Source organism: Achromobacter sp. (assembly GCF_049647645.1).
Classification (GTDB): domain Bacteria; phylum Pseudomonadota; class Gammaproteobacteria; order Burkholderiales; family Burkholderiaceae_B; genus Achromobacter.
The window spans coordinates 1-17,943 of record NZ_JBARYB010000091.1 but is presented as its reverse complement, the minus strand read 5'-3'; the positions used below and the strand labels follow the sequence as shown (position 1 = coordinate 17,943).

At 66.2% G+C, this 17,943-nt stretch carries 17 protein-coding genes; 7 read left to right on the top strand and 10 right to left on the bottom strand.

What is annotated here, in order from left to right:
* The first annotated feature begins 73 nt into the window (after nt 1-73).
* Genes WBB14_RS10520 through WBB14_RS10510 form a run of 3 tightly spaced genes read left to right on the top strand, consistent with a single transcriptional unit; the run spans nt 74 to nt 3,818 of the window.
* Nucleotides 74-1,168, top strand: a complete 1,095-nt coding sequence (locus WBB14_RS10520) for a P1 family peptidase (RefSeq protein ID WP_424239774.1) — start codon at nt 74-76, stop codon at nt 1,166-1,168.
* A gap of 20 nt (nt 1,169-1,188) precedes the next feature.
* Nucleotides 1,189-2,013 (top strand): M55 family metallopeptidase, encoded by an 825-nt coding sequence (locus WBB14_RS10515; RefSeq protein ID WP_424239773.1) that lies wholly within the window; start codon nt 1,189-1,191, stop codon nt 2,011-2,013.
* Between the two features lie 14 nt (nt 2,014-2,027).
* Nucleotides 2,028-3,818: an aminopeptidase P family protein gene (locus tag WBB14_RS10510; RefSeq protein WP_424239772.1), complete on the top strand. Its 1,791-nt coding sequence runs from the start codon at nt 2,028-2,030 to the stop codon at nt 3,816-3,818.
* A 66-nt stretch (nt 3,819-3,884) separates the two neighbouring features.
* Here the strand turns inward: WBB14_RS10510 and WBB14_RS10505 are convergent, their stop codons facing one another.
* Nucleotides 3,885-4,886, bottom strand: a complete 1,002-nt coding sequence (locus WBB14_RS10505) for a hypothetical protein (protein WP_424239771.1) — start codon at nt 4,884-4,886, stop codon at nt 3,885-3,887.
* 221 nt (nt 4,887-5,107) lie between these two features.
* Here WBB14_RS10505 and WBB14_RS10500 point away from each other — a divergent pair, with 221 nt between their 5' ends.
* The 4 genes from WBB14_RS10500 (at nt 5,108) to ftsB (ending at nt 9,021) form a co-directional block, all read left to right on the top strand.
* Complete coding sequence (locus WBB14_RS10500; RefSeq protein WP_013392287.1) at nt 5,108-6,760, top strand: CTP synthase; 1,653 nt, start codon at nt 5,108-5,110, stop codon at nt 6,758-6,760.
* 203 nt (nt 6,761-6,963) lie between these two features.
* Nucleotides 6,964-7,248, top strand: coding sequence for a DUF1330 domain-containing protein (locus WBB14_RS10495; RefSeq protein WP_013392289.1), 285 nt, complete (start codon nt 6,964-6,966; stop codon nt 7,246-7,248).
* Between the two features lie 4 nt (nt 7,249-7,252).
* The gene (gene eno, locus WBB14_RS10490; protein ID WP_006218107.1) at nt 7,253-8,539 is read left to right on the top strand and encodes a phosphopyruvate hydratase; all 1,287 of its coding nucleotides are present in this window, start codon (nt 7,253-7,255) and stop codon (nt 8,537-8,539) included.
* A gap of 68 nt (nt 8,540-8,607) precedes the next feature.
* Entirely contained in the window at nt 8,608-9,021 is a 414-nt protein-coding gene (gene ftsB, locus WBB14_RS10485) for a cell division protein FtsB (RefSeq protein ID WP_424239770.1), read from the top strand.
* Nucleotides 9,022-9,057: 36 nt separating this feature from the next.
* Here ftsB and WBB14_RS10480 read toward each other — a convergent pair whose 3' ends face one another.
* From WBB14_RS10480 to WBB14_RS10440, 9 genes are all read right to left on the bottom strand, one after another.
* Nucleotides 9,058-9,792, bottom strand: a complete 735-nt coding sequence (locus tag WBB14_RS10480) for a TadE/TadG family type IV pilus assembly protein (RefSeq protein WP_424239769.1) — start codon at nt 9,790-9,792, stop codon at nt 9,058-9,060.
* Nucleotides 9,793-9,884: 92 nt separating this feature from the next.
* Entirely contained in the window at nt 9,885-10,814 is a 930-nt protein-coding gene (gene hslO, locus WBB14_RS10475; RefSeq protein ID WP_424239768.1) for an Hsp33 family molecular chaperone HslO, read from the bottom strand.
* Between the two features lie 73 nt (nt 10,815-10,887).
* On the bottom strand, nt 10,888-11,409 hold the full coding sequence (locus WBB14_RS10470; RefSeq protein ID WP_424239767.1) for a gamma carbonic anhydrase family protein: 522 nt from the start codon (nt 11,407-11,409) through the stop codon (nt 10,888-10,890).
* A 2-nt stretch (nt 11,410-11,411) separates the two neighbouring features.
* Nucleotides 11,412-13,127, bottom strand: a complete 1,716-nt coding sequence (locus WBB14_RS10465; protein WP_424239766.1) for an acyl-CoA synthetase — start codon at nt 13,125-13,127, stop codon at nt 11,412-11,414.
* Between the two features lie 127 nt (nt 13,128-13,254).
* Nucleotides 13,255-14,127 carry a UDP-2,3-diacylglucosamine diphosphatase gene (locus tag WBB14_RS10460; RefSeq protein ID WP_424239765.1) on the bottom strand — a complete coding sequence of 291 codons (873 nt, stop codon included), beginning with the start codon at nt 14,125-14,127 and terminating at the stop codon, nt 13,255-13,257.
* A gap of 155 nt (nt 14,128-14,282) precedes the next feature.
* Entirely contained in the window at nt 14,283-15,191 is a 909-nt protein-coding gene (locus tag WBB14_RS10455; RefSeq protein WP_424239764.1) for a DUF2167 domain-containing protein, read from the bottom strand.
* A gap of 147 nt (nt 15,192-15,338) precedes the next feature.
* Nucleotides 15,339-15,857 (bottom strand): RDD family protein, encoded by a 519-nt coding sequence (locus WBB14_RS10450; protein WP_332013450.1) that lies wholly within the window; start codon nt 15,855-15,857, stop codon nt 15,339-15,341.
* A gap of 188 nt (nt 15,858-16,045) precedes the next feature.
* A complete protein-coding gene (locus WBB14_RS10445) occupies nt 16,046-16,234 on the bottom strand; it encodes a hypothetical protein (protein WP_006389355.1) in 189 nt (62 codons plus the stop codon).
* 260 nt (nt 16,235-16,494) lie between these two features.
* Complete coding sequence (locus WBB14_RS10440) at nt 16,495-17,910, bottom strand: THUMP domain-containing class I SAM-dependent RNA methyltransferase (RefSeq protein WP_424239836.1); 1,416 nt, start codon at nt 17,908-17,910, stop codon at nt 16,495-16,497.
* Nucleotides 17,911-17,943 lie beyond the last annotated feature (33 nt).

Sequence of the window (17,943 nt, the reverse complement as noted above, 5' to 3'; positions counted from 1 at the left end):
CGCTGCCAAGTGCGCGTCGCGGACCCCGGGCGGCGGCGTTTTGCATTCTGGAGCGTGGCGACACGTAGCGAACATGGACAAACAAGCGCTGGACCTCCCCCGCATCGGCGTACTGCCCTCGGGACCGCTGGATTCGATCTGCGACGTGGGCGAGGTCACCGTCGGCCACCGCACGCTGGCCGATGGCCCGCTGCAGACCGGCGTGACCGTGGTGCGTCCGCATGGCGGCGATCCCTATCTGGACAAGGCGCCGGCCGCCGCGACCATCTTGAACGGCTTCGGCAAGAGCATCGGGCTGGTCCAGGTGCAGGAGCTGGGCGTGCTGGAAACGCCCATCGCGCTGACCAACACCTTTGGCGTGGGCACGGTGGCGAACGCGCAGATCCGCGCCGCGGTCGCAGCCAACCCCGGCATCGGCCGGGGCATGGCTACCGTCAATCCGCTGGTCTTCGAGTGCAACGATGGTTATCTGAACGACATCCAGGCGCTGGCGGTGCAGGAATCGCATTACGCCGAAGCCCTGGCTGCGGCGGGCAAACAGTTCGAGCAGGGCGCGGTAGGCGCCGGCCGGGGTATGTCCTGCTTTTCGTTCAAGGGCGGCATCGGCTCGGCTTCGCGCGTGGCGTCGATCCAGGCGGGGCCGCGCTACACGGTCGGGGCGCTGGTGCTGTCCAACTTCGGCCGCCTGCCCAACCTGACCGTGGCGGGCCGGCCCTTCGGCCGCCGGCTGGCGCAGCAGCTGGACCAAAGCCTGGCGCAAGCGGGCGAGAACGCCGCCATCGTGCCGGAGAAGGGCTCCATCATCCTGCTGCTGGCGACCGACGCGCCGCTGGACTCGCGCCAGTTGCGCCGCCTGTCGCTGCGGGCGGGGGCGGGGCTGGCCCGCACCGGCTCGGTGTTCGGCCACGGCAGCGGCGACATCGCGCTGGCGTTTTCCACGGCCTACACGGTGCCGCAACTGCCCGAGCAACCCATGCCGGCGGTGGCGATGCTGCACGAAGCCCGCATCGATCCCCTGTTCGAAGCCGCCGCCGAGGCCTGCGAACAGGCCATCATTTCCGCGCTCTGGCATGCCGATGGCGTGACCGGGCGCGACGGCAACCACCGCGCCGCGATCCGCGACGCGGCGCCGCAATGGCGCCAGTGGCTCGCCGACACTGAATTCTGAAATCCCCCAAGGCTGATTCCATGAAGATCCTGATCTCCACCGATATCGAAGGCGTCGCCGGCGTCTTCCATTCCGAACAAGTGCGTGCCGGCAACGGCGAATACGAGCGCGCCCGCGCCTGGATGACCGCCGAGGCCAATGCGGCCGTGCAAGGCGCCATCGCCGGCGGCGCCGAAGAGATTCTCGTCAACGATTCGCATGGCGGCTTTCGCAACCTGCTGCCCGACGGCTTGGACGAGCGCGCCCGCCTGGTACTGGGCAAGCCGCGCTACCTCGGCATGATGGGCGGGCTGGAAGAGGGCTGCGACGCCGTCTTCATGATCGGCTACCACTCGCGCTCGCAAGGCCGCGGCATCCTGGCCCACACCATCAACAGCTTCGCCTTCGCCCGCGTGATGATCAACGGCATGGAACTGGGCGAGGCCGGCCTGTACGGCGCGCTGGCGGGCGAAATGGGCGTGCCCGTCATCCTGGGCACCGGCGACGACGCCTTCATCGCGGAAACCCGCGACACCTTCCCGGGCGCGGAATGGGTACAGACCAAGGTGGCCCATGGGCAGGGCAGCGGCGTGACCCTGTCGCCGGCAGCCTCGCGCCGCGCGATCGCCGCCGCCGCCGAGACCGCCGTGCGTAATCTCAAGAAAGGGGGAGCGGTTCCTTTCCGCATTCCCGCCCCTATAGAATGCCGGTTGCAGACGCAGAGCTCGGCATTGGCCGACCTGTTCTGCATGTGGCCCACGCTGGAACGCGTGGACGGCGTGACCTTGCGATTCACCACGGATAGCATGCAGTCCGCTGTCCGCACGCTGAACAGCCTGGCCGCCATGTCTTTCATGTTGCGCTAAGGATCCCATCCCCCATGTCTAGCACCGACGCCCGTATCGCCCAATTGCGGCAGGCCATGAGCCGCCGCGGCCTGTCCGCCTATGTCGTTCCCTCCTCGGACCCGCACCTGTCCGAGTACCTGCCCGCGCGCTGGCAGGGGCGGCGCTGGCTGTCCGGCTTCACGGGCTCGGTGGGCACGCTGGTAGTCACGGCCGATTTTGCCGGCTTGTGGGTGGACAGCCGCTATTGGGTGCAGGCCGAAGCGCAGCTGGCCGGCACCGGCGTGCAGCTGATGAAGATCGCGCTGGCGACCACGCCAGGCCACGTGGACTGGCTGGCCGCCAATACGAAGGCGGGCGAGGTCATCGGGGTGGACGGACAGGTGCTGGGCCTGGGCGCTTTCCGCGCCCTGTCGGCGGCCGCGGCCTCCTCCGGCGCCATCCTGGAAATCCGTGAGGATCTGTTGGACGAAGTCTGGACGGACCGCGCCGGCCTGCCTGGCGCCGCCATCTATGAACACGTGGCCCCCGAGGCCTGCGTAACCCGCGCCGACAAGCTGGCGCGGGTGCGCGAGGCCATGCGCGCGCATGGCGCCGACGTGCATTTCATCAGCACCCTGGACGACATCGCCTGGCTCTTCAACCTGCGCGGTGCGGACGTGGACTACAACCCGGTGTTCGTCGGCCATGCGCTGATCGGCCTGGACCACGCCACGCTGTTCGTGGCCGACGGCAAGATCGACGCCGCCCTGCGCGCCGTCCTGGCGGCCGACGGTGTGGAAGTGGCCGGCTATGCCCAGGCCGCCGACGCGCTGGCCTCGCTGGAACTGGACCAGAAGCTGCTGATCGATCCGGCCCGCGTGACCTGCGGCGTGTTCCACGCCATGGATCCCGCCGTGCCGCGGATCGAAGCCATCAACCCGTCCACGTTGCTGAAGTCGCGCAAGACCGACGCCGAACTGGCGAATGTGCGCCAGGCCATGGCGCAGGACGGCGCCGCGCTCTGTGAATTTTTCGCCTGGTTTGAAGGCGCGCTGGGCAATGAAACCATCACCGAGCTGACCATCGACGAGCAGATCACCGCCGCCCGCGCGCGCCGGCCCGCCTACGTCTGCCCCAGCTTCGCCACCATTGCCGGCTTCAACGCCAACGGCGCGATGCCGCACTACCGCGCCACTCAGGAATCGCACGCGACCATCGAAGGCGATGGCCTGCTGCTGATCGACTCGGGCGGCCAGTTCCTGGGCGGCACCACCGACATCACCCGCGTGGTCGCGGTGGGCACGCCCAGCGCCGACCAGAAGGTGGACTTCACGCTGGTGCTCAAGGGCATGATCGCGTTGTCGCGCGCCTCGTTCCCGCGCGGCACGCCTTCGCCCATGCTGGATGCCATCGCGCGCGCTCCCATCTGGGAAGGCGGCGCGGAATACGGCCACGGCACGGGCCATGGCGTGGGTTACTTCCTGAACGTGCACGAAGGCCCGCAGGTCATTTCCTACCGCGCAATGCCCGGTCCGCACACCGCGATGGAACCGGGCATGATCACCTCCAACGAGCCGGGCATCTACCGGCCGGGCCGCTGGGGCGTGCGCATCGAGAACCTGGTCGCCAACCGCAGCTGGCTGACCTCCGAACTCGGCGAATTCCTGTGCTTTGAAACGTTGACGCTGTGCCCGATCGACACGCGCTGCATCGAACCGTCGCTGCTGCGCGCTGATGAAGTCGCCTGGCTCAACGACTACCACAAGACGGTGTTCGAGCGCCTGTCGCCGCTGGTCGCAGGAGAGGCGCTGGCCTGGCTGGAGCGCCGCACCGCGGCGATCTGAACCGCTTCGTGAGCGCATGAAAAAGGCCGCTGATGCGAATCAGCGGCCTTTTCTTGTTCGGCCGAGTCAGCCTTGCGGCGCGACAGTCTTGGCGCCGCGGTACAGCACCAGCCTGCCTATCACGCAGCCCAGGGCCAGCAGCGCGCCGTAGGCCAACAGCGTCATGGCGGCGGCAGCATGGGATTCCGAGGCGCGGATCAACTGGCCCCAGGTCATCGCCCGGACGACCAGGAATCCCAGGCCTATGCCCAACCCCTGGGCCAACCAGAATGCGATGCTGCCGTGGGCAACGGCCCGTCCAAATCGGGCCGTGCCGATCGGATGCGGCAGGGTTTTGAGGCAGACCAGGACGCACAGCGCCAGCAGGGCCGCGGGCAGGGCCAGATAGCCCAGCGCGAATTCGGTCCAACCTGCGCCCGGGGCCTGCATCTGCAGGAAACTGCCCACCGAGATTGAAACGGTCAGTTGCCAGACCAGCACGGTCAGCCCGGTAACCCAGGCGGCGTGGCGCCGTTCGTAGGCGGGGCCGCCGGCCGGGCCTGCGGGTTGCACGGTCCAGGCGGCAATGCGCACGATGACGCAGATGCCGATGATCTCCAGCACGATGCTCACGAGCTTGGTGATGATGTTCAGCGTCAGGAACTGCCCGATCATGCCGAAGCCGAGTCGTTCCTGCAGCATGTCGCGGTTGTCCATGACGACGCGCATCAGCGTGTTCTGCAGGAAGGCCATTCCCGCCGCCACGGCCAGGGTGTAGAGCAGAAACAGGGCAATGAAAGTGCCGTACAGCTTGCGGGGTTCGTCAACCGCCGTGGTGTCATGGCGCGCCAGCCAGCCGCTCATGGCCCCCCAGGTGGTCAATCCGGCGATTGCCGCTCCTGCGACGATATGGGCGAGGAGCGGCGCCAGGAACTGGGGTTGGCTGTACATCTCCCGCATTTGCTCCAAGCCGGGCAGGGCGAGCAGGCTATAGGACTGGACCAGCGCTGAGTAGGCCAGCCGCAGGAAAACGGCGGTCAGCGCCAGGCGCCAGGCGAGCGAGTAGGAGGATCGGGCGGGATCGGTCATCGGCGGAGAGAGGAAGTGTTGAGAAAAAACAGCAACCGAAAAAATAGGGATCGAACATAGCACGGCGCCGCACCGCGCCACGCAAGGCGATGGCCCTCGCGCCCATTCGAGTGCTGCCAAATGTTACGCCCCGAGGCTAGGGGAAAACCCAAATAAGCTCCGCCTCCCGGCTATAATCCAAATTTCCCGCACGCGCCCGCTCGTCCCGGGTGCTCATTACGATGACCAAATACGTATTTGTCACCGGCGGTGTGGTGTCTTCCCTGGGCAAAGGCATCGCCGCTGCGTCGCTCGCCGCTATTCTCGAGTCGCGTGGCCTGCAAGTCACCATGCTGAAGCTCGACCCGTACATCAACGTCGACCCGGGCACCATGAGCCCGTTCCAGCATGGCGAGGTGTTCGTCACGGAAGACGGCGCCGAAACCGACCTGGACCTTGGCCACTACGAGCGTTTCATTTCGGCTCGCATGCACAAGGTGAACAACTTCACCACCGGCCAGATCTACGAATCCGTGCTCCGCAAGGAGCGCCGCGGCGATTACCTGGGCAAGACCGTCCAGGTCATTCCGCACATCACCAACGAAATCCAGGACTTCATCGCCCGTGGCGCCGAAGCCGGCTGGAATGGCAACACCGACGTCGCGATCGTTGAGATCGGCGGCACGGTCGGCGACATCGAGTCCCTGCCGTTCCTGGAGGCCGCGCGCCAGATGAGCCTGCGCATGGGCCGCAACAACGCCGCCTTCGTGCACCTGACCCTGGTGCCCTTCATCGCGTCGGCTGGTGAACTCAAGACCAAGCCGACCCAGCACTCGGTGCAGAAGCTGCGCGAAATCGGCATCTACCCGAATGCGCTGTTGTGCCGCGCCGACCGCCGCATCCCGGACGACGAGCGCGCCAAGATCTCGATGTTCTCCAACGTGCCCCTGGACGCGGTCATCTCCGTCTGGGACGCCGACTCGATCTACAAGATCCCGGCCATGCTGCACAAGCAGGGCGTGGACAACATCGTCTGCGAAGCGCTGGGCCTGACCCCGCCGCCGGCTGACCTGTCCATGTGGGACAACCTGGTCGAGGCGCTGGAGCATCCGCAGCACCAGCTCACCATCGGCATGGTCGGCAAGTACGTCGACCTGACCGAGTCGTACAAGTCGCTGACGGAAGCCCTGGTTCACGCCGGCATCCACACGCGCTCGAAGATCAACATCGAGTACATCGACTCCGAAGACATCGAAACCCGCGGCACCGATCAGCTCAAGCACCTGGACGCCATCCTGGTTCCGGGCGGCTTCGGCAAGCGCGGCACCGAAGGCAAGATCGCCGCGATACGCTACGCCCGTGAAAACGGCGTGCCTTACCTGGGCATCTGCCTGGGCATGCAGCTGGCCGTCATCGAGTTCGCGCGCCACGTCGCCGGCCTGGGCGGCGCCAACAGCACGGAATTCGATCCTTCGGCTCCGCACCCCGTGGTGGCTTTGATCACCGAATGGATGGACCGCGAAGGCAAGGTCGAAAAGCGCGACAACTCGTCCGACCTGGGTGGCACGATGCGCAAGGGCGCCCAACGCGTGCCGATCAAGCCGGGCACCCGCGCGCAGACCATCTATGGCGACGAAGTGAACGAACGTCACCGCCATCGCTACGAGGTCAACAACGTCTACGTGCCGCGCCTGGAAGAGGCCGGCATGGTGATCAGCGCCCGCACGCCGACCGAGAACTTGCCGGAAATGATGGAATTGCCCGACCATCCGTGGTTTGTGGGCGTGCAGTTCCACCCCGAGTTCACGTCCACTCCGCGTGACGGCCACCCGTTGTTCAGCAGCTATATCCGCGCCGCCATCGAGCAGAAGGCTCGCCGCGGCCAGGAGGCGTAATGCGCGCCTGCGGTCTGGAGTTCCGTAAGCGGATCTTCGGGACCGCGGGCCGCCGCCCCAGCGCCGCCCTGTACGGCGGCGCTGCTTTCGGATACAACCAATTAGCATCGGATATGCGTCGCCCGGCCGCCTTGCGCGACACTGGCGGCATTGCCGTATCCGGCGTCAGACCGAAACCAACGCAACTGCTCTGAAGGAACCCCATGAGTGCCTACCTCATCGCCGACGTCTCAGTGACCAAGCCCGCGCAGTACGAGGATTACAAGCGTCTGTCCACGCTCGCGATGCGCGCGTACGATGCGAAGATCCTGGTGCGCGGCGGCGATTCCAGGCACCTCGAGGGCCGTGAGCCTGGTCGTACCGTCGTCATGGAGTTTCCCTCCATGACCGCGGCCCAGGCTTTCTACGACTCCTGGCAGTACCGCCGCGCCCGCAATGCCCGCGAAGGTGCGGCTGTCATGAATATGTTTATCGTTCAGGGAATGTAAAGTCATGAGTGCTATCGTCGATATCATCGGCCGCGAGATTCTGGATTCGCGCGGCAACCCCACCGTCGAATGCGATGTGCTGCTGGAGTCCGGCGCCATGGGCCGCGCGGCCGTGCCGTCGGGCGCCTCTACCGGCGCGCGCGAAGCCATCGAGCTGCGCGACGGCGACAAGAGCCGCTATCTGGGCAAGGGCGTGCTGCGCGCCGTCGAGAACCTGAATACGGAAATCTCGGAAGCCCTGATGGGCCTGGACGCCCAGGAACAGACCTTCGTCGATCGCACCCTGATCGAGCTGGACGGCACCGAATCCAAGGAACGCCTGGGCGCCAACGCCATCCTCGCCGCCTCCATGGCCGTGGCCCGCGCCGCCGCCGACGAGTCGGGCCTGTCCCTGTATCGCTACTTCGGCGGCAGCGGCCCCATGAGCATGCCCGTGCCGATGATGAACGTCATCAACGGCGGCGCGCACGCCAACAACACGCTGGACCTGCAGGAATTGATGATTCTGCCGGTGGGCGCAGGCAGCTTCCGCGAAGCCCTGCGCTGGGGCGCCGAAGTCTTCCACATGCTCAAGAAGCTGATCCACGGCCAGGGCATGTCCACGGCCGTGGGCGACGAGGGCGGTTTCGCCCCCAACGTGCCCAGCCACGAGGCCGCCATCCAGCTGATCCTGAAGGCCATCACCGAAGCCGGCTACGAGCCGGGCACGCAGATCGCCCTGGGCCTGGATTGCGCCAGCTCCGAGTTCTACCGCGACGGCAAGTACACGCTGGCCGGCGAAGGCGGCATCTCGCTGTCCTCGCAGGAATTCACCAACCTGCTGGCCACCTGGTGCGACAAGTACCCCATCATCTCCATCGAAGACGGCATGGCTGAAAACGACTGGGATGGTTGGAAGCTGCTGACCGACCAGTTGGGCAAGAAGGTGCAGTTGGTGGGCGACGACCTGTTCGTCACCAACACCAAGATCCTGCGCGAAGGCATCCAGAAGGGCGTGGCCAACTCGATCCTCATCAAGATCAACCAGATCGGCACCTTGACCGAGACCTTCGCCGCCATCGAAATGGCCAAGCGCGCCGGCTACACCGCCGTCGTGTCGCACCGTTCGGGCGAAACCGAGGACTCCACCATCGCCGACATCGCCGTGGCGACCAACGCGATGCAGATCAAGACGGGTTCGCTGTCCCGTTCGGACCGCATGGCCAAGTACAACCAGCTCCTGCGCATCGAGGAAGAGCTGGCTGAAGTCGCGTCGTATCCGGGCCTGGAAGCTTTCTACAACCTGCGTTGATGACAAGCTCGGCCCTGGGCGCAAACCCGGGGCCGCATCCACGCCACGACTGCTGAGGGTTCCCGCGTATGCGCCTGTTGTTCCTGGTGCTGTTCGTGCTGCTAGGCCTGATCCAATACCCGCTGTGGCTGGGTAAGGGCGGGTGGTTCAAGGTCTGGGATCTGCAACGCCAGGTGGCGGAGCAGCGCGAGACCAACGAAGGCCTGCGCGCGCGCAATGCCGCGCTTGAAGCGGAAGTGCGTGACCTCGAAGGCGGCTCCGGCGCCATCGAGGAACGCGCCCGCGGCGAACTGGGCATGATGCGCGAAGGCGAGGTGTTCGTGCACATCCTGCCGCAGAACACCCCGGCTCCGGCGGGCGGCGCCTCCCTGGCTGCCGATGCCGCGGCCAAGCCGGCCGCGCCCGCGCGTGCCAGCGCACCCGCCGCGCGTCCGGCGGCTGCGGCTCCCAAGCCCGCCAATCAGGTCAACGCCCGGCACTGAGCGTCGGCCGCCGTTCCTGTTCATTCCCCGTTTGGTTCAGCCGCAGCGTAGGCTGCGGCACTCGCCGTACACGATGCCGGCGGGTTGCGGCATTCTGCGCGCCCAATCCACAGGGTGCGAGTGCATCTCCGTTTCCAACTCCATGCGCAAGGGCAGCAGGCCCTTGGCCTGCGCGTTGCCGGCGTAGCTGTTGAGGTCGGGGCCGAGCGCGGCCAGCAGCACACGCATGGGCGGCAGCAGCGGTTTGTGCAGATAGGTCAGGCGCAATTTCAAGGTATTGGCGTGGAAGATGCTCTGGCCGCCCGGGCGCGGCGGCCGGCGCGCATGTTGCAGATCCTGGTAGCCGTTGTCGATGGCGCGCAGGCCTTCCGCCACGGGCACTTTGAGATCCGGGCGGGCGTGTTCGCGGAACGACTGCTGGTCGGGCAGCAGGACTTCGATGCGCCAGGGATGGGTGCCTGAAATGGCCGTCAGTTCAGCCAGCGTGTCGTTCTGGCGGCGGCGGGCGCCGGCTTGGCCGTGTGCATCGGCGTGGAGCGGCAGCAGGGCCTGCAGAAAGGCTGCCCGCATGCGTGCCGGATCGCCATGCCCGGTGGCGCCGGCGCGAGCCGCCTCCATCAGCGCCAGATAGGCCATCTGGCGCACGCCTTGCCAGCGGGCGGCCTCGATTGCCAGCAGGCCCAGCATCAGCACCAGCGCGGCCGCCACCGCGAATTCGATGGCGGCCGCGCCGCATTGCCGGCAGGAAGGGACATGAAAAAAGGCGGTCATGGCTGCGCAGTCTGGCGCAGGCATGGCCGCCTGTCGATGAGGATAAGCCGGCGTGTTGGAATTGTCCCGGCGGCGAGGCCGCCGGCACGGGGTCAGTGCACCGTGGGAGGTTCGTCCGCGGCGGGCGCCGCGCTGGACGAGAACAAGGTGGCGCAGTCGACGGAATCGAACTTGTACGGCGTGCCGCAGAAGTCGCAGGCCACGTCGACCTGGCCGCGTTCGGCCAGGATGCTGTTGACCTCTTCCTGGCCCAGCGTGCGCAGCATGCTGGCTACGCGTTCGCGGGTGCAGGGGCAGTGCCAGCGCACGGCCAGCGGATCGAACGCCACCAGGGTTTCTTCCCAGAACAGGCGATGGATCAGCGTGTCGATGTCGGTGGCCAGCAGTTCGTCATGCTTGATGGTGGCGGCCAGGGCGCAGGCGCGATCCCAGGTTTCGGCGGCGTTCTGCTCGGTGAGCGTAGGCGCGTCCGAACCGCCGTGGTACGGCAGGCGCTGGATCAGCATGCCCGTGGCATGGTCGGCGTTGGCGGCCAGCCAGAGGCGCGTGTCCAGCTGTTCGGAGGCCTTCATGTAGTGTTGCAGCGCCTCGGCCACGGTGTCGCCCTGCAGGGGCACGATGCCCTGGTAGGCCTGTTGGCCTGGCAGCTTGCGCTGCGGGTCCAGCACCACGATGAAACGGCCGTTGCCGCCCGGGTTCAGCAGGCTTTGCATGTTGCCGTCGCTGGGCACTTCGTGGCCTTCGCGCATCTTGACGGTAGCGCGCAGGCTCAGGTCGTTGCGGCATTCCACCACCAGCAGGGCGATGGGGCCGTCGCCCTGGATCTGCAACACCAGCGAGCCGTCGAACTTGATGTTGGCGGCCAGCAGGGTGGATGCCGCCACCAGTTCGCCCAACAGATGGGTGATGGCGGGGGGATAGTCGTGATTGGCCTGCACGGCCTTCCAGGTCGCCTCCAGGCGCACGGCCTGGATGCGGACGCTGCGGTCTTCGGTAAGGTATTTCTTGAGCTGATCGGTCATGGAGGAATGTTAGCCGATCGGGCCCGTCTATTCCCCCTGCCGCCAGCAGGGTCGAAGCGTTGCGCCAGGGCGCTCAGCCGATCCGTTTCAGGGCGGTCTTGTAGTGTTGGCCGCGCGCCACGTAATGGGCGGTGTTCTTGTGCAGGTTGGCGATTTCCTCGTCCGAGAGTTCGCGGACGACCTTGCCGATGCCGATGACCAGGGAATTGTCGGGGATGACGCGGTCTTCGGGGATGATGGCGCCGGCGCCGATCAGGCAGTTGCGGCCGATGACCGCGTTGTTCAGCACGATCGCCTGCATGCCGACCAGCGCGCCTTCATGGATGGTACAGCCGTGCAGCATGGCCTGATGGCCCACCGTCACGTTGGGGCCGATGGTCATGGGACAGCCGTCGTCCACGTGCAGCACGCTGCCTTCCTGGATATTGGTCCCGCTGCGGATGAGGATGGCGTCGTTGTCGCCGCGGATCGACACGTTGGACCAGATGCTGACGCCTGCCTCCAGCGTGACGTTGCCGATGATGTCGGCGCTGTCGGCCACATAGGCCGCCGGGTCGATGCGGGGGATCAGGTCGTCGAGCTGGTAAATGGGCATGCCTAGTTCTCCGGTTGCGGCGTCAGGCCTTGGGGGGCTTGTTGCGCGTCTGCAATGCCTGCGGTCGCCCGCGAGCGTTCTTCTTCGCGCAGGCGCAGGACGCGGCGCTGGATCTTGCCGGTGGTCGTCATGGGCAGCTCGTCGACGAATTCGATCTCCTTGGGGTACTCGTACGGGGCCAGGCGCTCGCGCACATGCTCCTGCAGGTTTTCGATGATGTCGTTGCGGTCGCGCTGCGCGAACTCCGGCGTCAGCACCACATAGGCCTTGACCAGGGCGCCGCGTTCTGTGTCCGGCTTGGGCACGACGGCGGCGTTGGCCACGGCCGGATGTCCGATCAGGCAGCTTTCGATTTCTCCGGGGCCGATCCGGTAGCCGGCGGATTTGAACACGTCGTCCGCGCGGCCCGCGTACCAGAGGTAGCCGTCGGCATCGACCGTCGCCAGGTCGCCCGTCAGGCACCAGTCGCCCTTGAACTTGGCCTGGGTCGCGGCTTCATTGCGCCAGTAGCCCAGGAACATCACCGGATCCGGGTAGCCATGGATATCGAGCCGGTTGACGGCGATCTCGCCGGTGGCGCCGGGCGCTACCGGCTTGCCGTCATCGTCCAGCACTGCGACGTTGTGGCCCGGGTATGGGCGGCCCATGCTGCCCGGCTTGGCGGGCCAGCGCTTCTGGCTGTTGCCGACCACGTAGTTCATTTCCGTCTGGCCGAACATTTCGTTGGGCGTTACGCCCAATGCCGACTGGCACCATTCGAAGACGGTTTCGCCCACGCTTTCCCCGGCGCTCATGATGGACCGCAAGGCCAGCTGGTAGCGGTTGCGCGGTTCCGGCACCGCTTTCATCATCATCTTGAGCGCGGTGGGAAAGAGGAAGGTGTTGGTGACCTGGTAGCGCTCCAGGAGTTCGAAGGCGCGTTCGACCGAGAAGCGGCCGCGCGTGCCGACGATGGGATGTCCGAAGTACAGGGTGGGCAGCAGGGCGTCCATCATGCCGCCGGTCCAGGCCCAGTCGGCAGGCGACCAGAACACGTCCGCGGGCTTGGGGAACCAGTCTTGGGACGCCACGAAGCCCGGCAGGTTGCCGATCAGGACGCTATGCGGCAGCAGCGCGCCCTTGGGGGCGCCGGTGGTGCCGGAGGTATAGAGCAGGATGGCCGGATCCGAGGAGCGGGTCTGGATCATCTTGAATTCGCTGGGCTGACGCGCCAGCAGGCTGCGCCAGGGCAATACGCGCTCGTCGGCGAAGCCGATGCCGATGATTTGCTGCAGTTGGGGGCAGTTGTCGCTTACCGCCAGCAGGTTGGCGCTGGAGGCGTGATCCACGATGGCGACGCGGGTTTCGGAGTCACGCAGGCGGCTTTCCAGGGCTTCCGGGCCGAACAGGGCGGACAGCGGCAGCACTACCGCGCCGACGCTGTAGATGGCCATGTGGGCCACCACGGTTTCGGGGCGTTGTCCCAACACCACACCGACGCGGTCGCCGCGCCCCACGCCCATTTTCACCAGGCCGTTGGCCAGCTGATTGGCCGCTTCCGCCAGGCGGGCATAGGTCCAGACCTCGCGGTTGCCGGACTCATCTTCGTAGTAGATGGCAATGCGCCGCGCATCCGGACTGCTGGATGCCCAGCGGTGGCAGCACGCTTCCGCGATGTTGAACTGGGTGGGTACCAGCCAGCGGAATGTTTGGTAGAGCGCCTGATATTGGTCGTTCATGGCCCTATGTTGTAAGCATGTTGCAGCGTGAACGGGTCAAGTTCGCCCGTTGCCCCAGATGCAAGCATGACCTAGAGGGCCGTGAACTGCAACATCCCCGTTGCGTAACGGGGACGCATACGGGTTATCACGGGTGTTTGCCTTGACGACGCAGCGCGGACGGCAGGGCCGGCAGCGTGAGCGAGCGGGGCGGACGGGTAGCAGGGTCGGCCTCGCGTTCCGCCGTGACGGCGGCCCAGTCCAGCAGCTGGAGCTGGCCGTCGTGGGTCTCCGCCAGGGCGGAAAGGCTTTCCACCCAGTCGCCGTCGTTGCAGTAGAGGATCTCGCCCACGTAGCGCAGTTCGGCCTTGTGGATATGGCCGCAGACCACGCCGTCCAGCCCTCTGCGCCGGGCTTCGCCCGCCAGCGCTTCCTCGAAGTCCGTGATGAAGGACACGGCGTTCTTGACCTTGTGCTTCAGGTATTGCGACAGGGACCAATAATGCAGTCCCAGGCGGTGGCGCAACCGGTTGAAATGATGGTTGATCCACAGCGCCAACTGGTAGAGCCCGTCGCCCAGGTGTGCCAGCCAGCGGCTGTGCTGGATGACGCCGTCGAACTGGTCGCCATGCAACACCAGCAGTCGCTCTCCCTTGGCGGTGACGTGCACGTCCTCGTCCAGGATCTCGATGTCGCCGAAGGCGTAGCCGGCGAACTCACGCGCGAATTCGTCGTGGTTTCCCGGGATGAACACGACCCGGGTGCCATTGCGCGCCTTGCGCAGGATGCGTTGGATGACGTCGTTGTGCGCCCGGGGCCAGTGCCAATGCTTGCGCAACTGCCAGCCGTCGACGATGTCCCCCACCAGGTAAAGCGTGTCGGAATCGTTGTGGTCGAGGAAGTCGAGGAGGAATTCCGCCTTGCACCCGGCGGTGCCCAGGTGAATATCGGAAATCCAGAGGGCGCGCCAGTGCGCGGGGCGGATCTCGTTCACGGTAGCTTTCCCAGGGACTGTGCTCATGCCTGGGAATGAAACCACCCGGCGATGACCGGAACATGAACGCCATGTGACGCTGTTGTGACCGCGCGCGGCTGCGCGGTTCAGTGGCGCACGGCGGGTGGCCGTGCGCGGACGTCAGGGAATTGTGCGGCCGCAGCCGCTTTTGGGTCCGGCGCTCAGGGTTGCTGCTGGTTGGCCTTCTTGTTGCGCAGGCGCTTCCACAGGCCGCCGCCCAGCGCGGCCGCGGCCAGCACGCCCACCTTGGCGAATTTCGCCAGGAAGGCGGCGATCACGGCGAACAGCCCTAGTTTCTTGGCGGCCACACCGGCCACCAGGGCGGCCAGCCCATACTCGGCGACCTTGTCGGTCGACGAGTTGAAGTCGGCGTAGCGCTTGCCTTCGACGTAGTTCAGATTGTCCAGCAGGGTCAGCACGGCCGTCTTGTCCTTGGGCACCATGCTCTTCTGCGTGATCAGGTCCAGCGTGATGTAGCCGTCGCGGCCCAGCGCATAAGTGTTGTAGTTGACGGTGGGATTCTCGGCAGCGCTTTCGCCCTTGTGCTTGACGGCGACCGACCAGACCAGGCGCTGCGTCTGGCTGTCGTACTTCGGCGCTTCCACCCAGCCGTCCATGATCAATTCGGGGAAGCCGCGCTTGGTGCGTTCTTCGTTGGACTGTTCTGTGCCTTCGCGCAGGCTGTCCAGCAACTCGTTGACGTTCCAGTTCTTGGCGTCGTCGTCCTTGATGTAGCCGGCCTTGTCGAAATTGACGGTAATGACCCAGTCGTCATCGTCGCTCTTGGGCATCACCACGCCCAAGAGCGAAGGATCCTTGCCGTTGCCGTAGGCCGCCATCAGCCGGTCCGCCTGCAGGCGTGGCACGAAGAACATGGATTCCGGCAGGCGCACGACGGCCTGTTCGCCCAGCTTGACGTCGGCGGGTCCTTGCTGGGCGGCCGCGAAGGCCGCTTTCGTGGCCGCTTCGATTTCCTGCTGGGCGGACGCGTTCTGTGCGTGGACGCCGGCGGGCAGCAGGAACAGGGCGCTGGCGGCGGCCAGCGCAACACGGGAAAGGAAAGCGTGCATAAAGGGATCTGAGGCGTCTGAAAAAGGGGCCTCATTGTCTTTGCGGTCGACTTTCAACTTTCTGAAAGCAAACGCCTAAATCGCCGCACGATGTTGCTGTTTGTCGCAGGATGTATGCGGCGTGCCGCCGGGCGCGCCGGATCCGGACTATCGGGCCTTCTTGCGTTGCGGCGCGTTGCGCAGCCGCGTGCCCAGGATGCGGTCGTGCAGGAACTGGCCGTCGGGGTCGAACCAGGACCAGATAAAGATGGTGAAGGGCGCGGCAACGATGAACATGTCCATCGAGGGCCAGCCGGTGGCGCTGGCGGCGGCCCAGACGACTGCCGCGCCGGCCAGCACCAGGGGCCAGACCAGGACATAGCGCAGCATCAGCCTGGCCGTGGACGGCGTATTGCCGTCGCGGTCGACCAGGCGGATGTTCCAGGTCTTCATGGGCAGGGTCTGGCCGCGGCGGCGCCAGCACAGCACGAAGTACGCGCCGATGGCCAGGAATAACCAGGCCTGCCGGGCTCCGCGCAATTCCAGCGCGTTCTTGCTCTGGGTCAGGGTATCCAGCAGATAGCCCGACAAGAACACCACGCCGAACAGCAGCACGGCCTCGTACATCATGCAGGCGAACCGGCGCAGCCGGTTGGGGGTCTGGTCGAGCAGGGCGTCAGTCGTCATGGGTCGCTATTATCCGACAAAGCCGGACTTTGGCGACCTGGCCCGAGCGCAATGCTTGCGGCGACCCCGCAAGATGTTTTGCCGGGGCGTTCCAGGCAAAAAAAAACCCGTCGGTAAGGGCGGGTCTTAAAAGGGGCTGTGCAGCCCCCAAGGGGAAAACTGTTCAGGCCGGAAGCCTGGGGCCTTGCTTAGGCGGCGGAGTGCGCGTTCTTGGCGCTCGTCTTGCCAGCCAGGGCACGAATGCCGTGGGCCAGCTTACGCAGGCCGGCGGCCAACGCCCGCATCGGGTGCGGACGGAATTGTTCTTCAATAGCCTGGAGCATCAGTTGGCGCTCGAGTTCGTCGGTCAGGCGGATGGTGTTGTTCGGGTTGATCACAATAGCCTCCACGGGCTTGCACTGTTTAATTAGCTACTAGGGATAACCCGAATTATAGGGGTTAACCCTGAACTTGTGCAAGTGGCCGGTGCGAATTGGCAACACCTTGGTGCGATGATGCTCCCAAACAGGGCGGGGGAACACCATAAGCAAAGATACGCGCACCATGTTGCTGCGCGTTTACAACGTGCCGCCCAGCGGGCGAACAGCCGGGAACCGTAGGCGCCCCGGGGGCCGAAGCCGCCCGGGGCGGGGCATGTTCAGGCGTCGCGGTAGCCGGCGGCGACCAGCTCGAAACCAAACAGGCGGCAATCCAGCGAACCGTTGTGCAGGGGCACGCGGCGCTTGGGTTTCAGGCGCATCTGGTTGGGCAGGGTCAGGTCGCTGGTGATGACGTGCAACTGCCAGCCGGCGAAATTGCGCTTCAGGCAGGTGGCCCAATCGCGCCACAGATCCGCGTCCTGTTCCGTCCCCATGCGCTCGCCGTAGGGCGGGTTGGTGACGATCCAGCCATGGTCGGCCGGCGCCGTGACGTCGCGGGCGTCGCCGACCTCGAAGCGGATGGAATCCTCTGTCAGCCAGGCGCGTTCGGCGTTGTTGCGGGCGAATTCGATGGCTTGCGGATCCAGGTCGTAGCCGACCAGCGGCGCGTCCAGCTGCGGCAGGATGCGCGAGCGGGCGTCGTCCTTCAGGTCGCGCCAGCGGTAGGCGTCATGGCCGCGCAGGCGCTCGAAGCCGAACGGGCGCGAGATGCCCGGGGGCACGCCCAGCGCGATCCAGGCGGCTTCGATCAGGATGGTGCCGGACCCGCAGAACGGATCCAGCAGCGGCGCGGCCGGGTCCCAGCCCGCCAGCGCCAGCATGCCGGCAGCCAGGTTTTCGCGCAGCGGCGCCTCGCCCTTGTCCAGGCGCCAGCCGCGCTTGAACAGCGATTCGCCCGAGGTGTCCAGGTACAGGGTCGCCGTGTGTCCGGTCAGGAACAGGTGCACGCGGGCATCCGGGCGCACCGTGTCGATGCTCGGGCGTTCGCCTTCCAGTTCGCGCAGGCGGTCGCAGATGCCGTCCTTGGCGCGCAGATTGCAATACTGCAGGCTTTGCACTGGGCTCTTGATGGCGGAGGTGTCCACGCGCAGGGTCTGCTCCGCGCCGAACCAGCGTTCCCAGGGGGTGTCGCGGGCCAGATCCAGGATGTCGTCTTCGTGCGAAATCTCGGAATGGGCCACCTGCACCAGGATGCGGGTGGCCAGGCGCGAATACAGATTGGCGCGCTGCACGCCCGCCCAGTCGGCGGTAAAGGAGCAGCCGGCGCGGCCGACCTGCGCGTCGTCGAAGCCCAGCGCCTGCATTTCCGCCGTCAGCGCCTCTTCCAGCCCTTGGGGGCAGGGGGCAAAGATGGGAAACACTTCCGCCTGGCGGGTTTCGCGCGGGCGGCGGCTGCGGGTCTCCGCGGCGGGTTCGCGCCTGCCGCGGCGCTGATCGTGGCCATGGCCGTCGCCATGATCGTCGCTATCGTCGCTATCGTCGCGGCCGTCATCATGGTCGCGTGCCTCGGCGAAATCCGCTGCCTGCGCGTGCTCGGGTTCGGGCAGATATTCAGGGGCGGGGCCGTCGTCCTCGAACGGATCGTAGAAGCGTCCCGCCGGCGTGGCGGGCGCGATGTATTGATCGTCGCGCAGGCGCGGCGCGCGCTGCGGGGCGCGGCCGGAGCG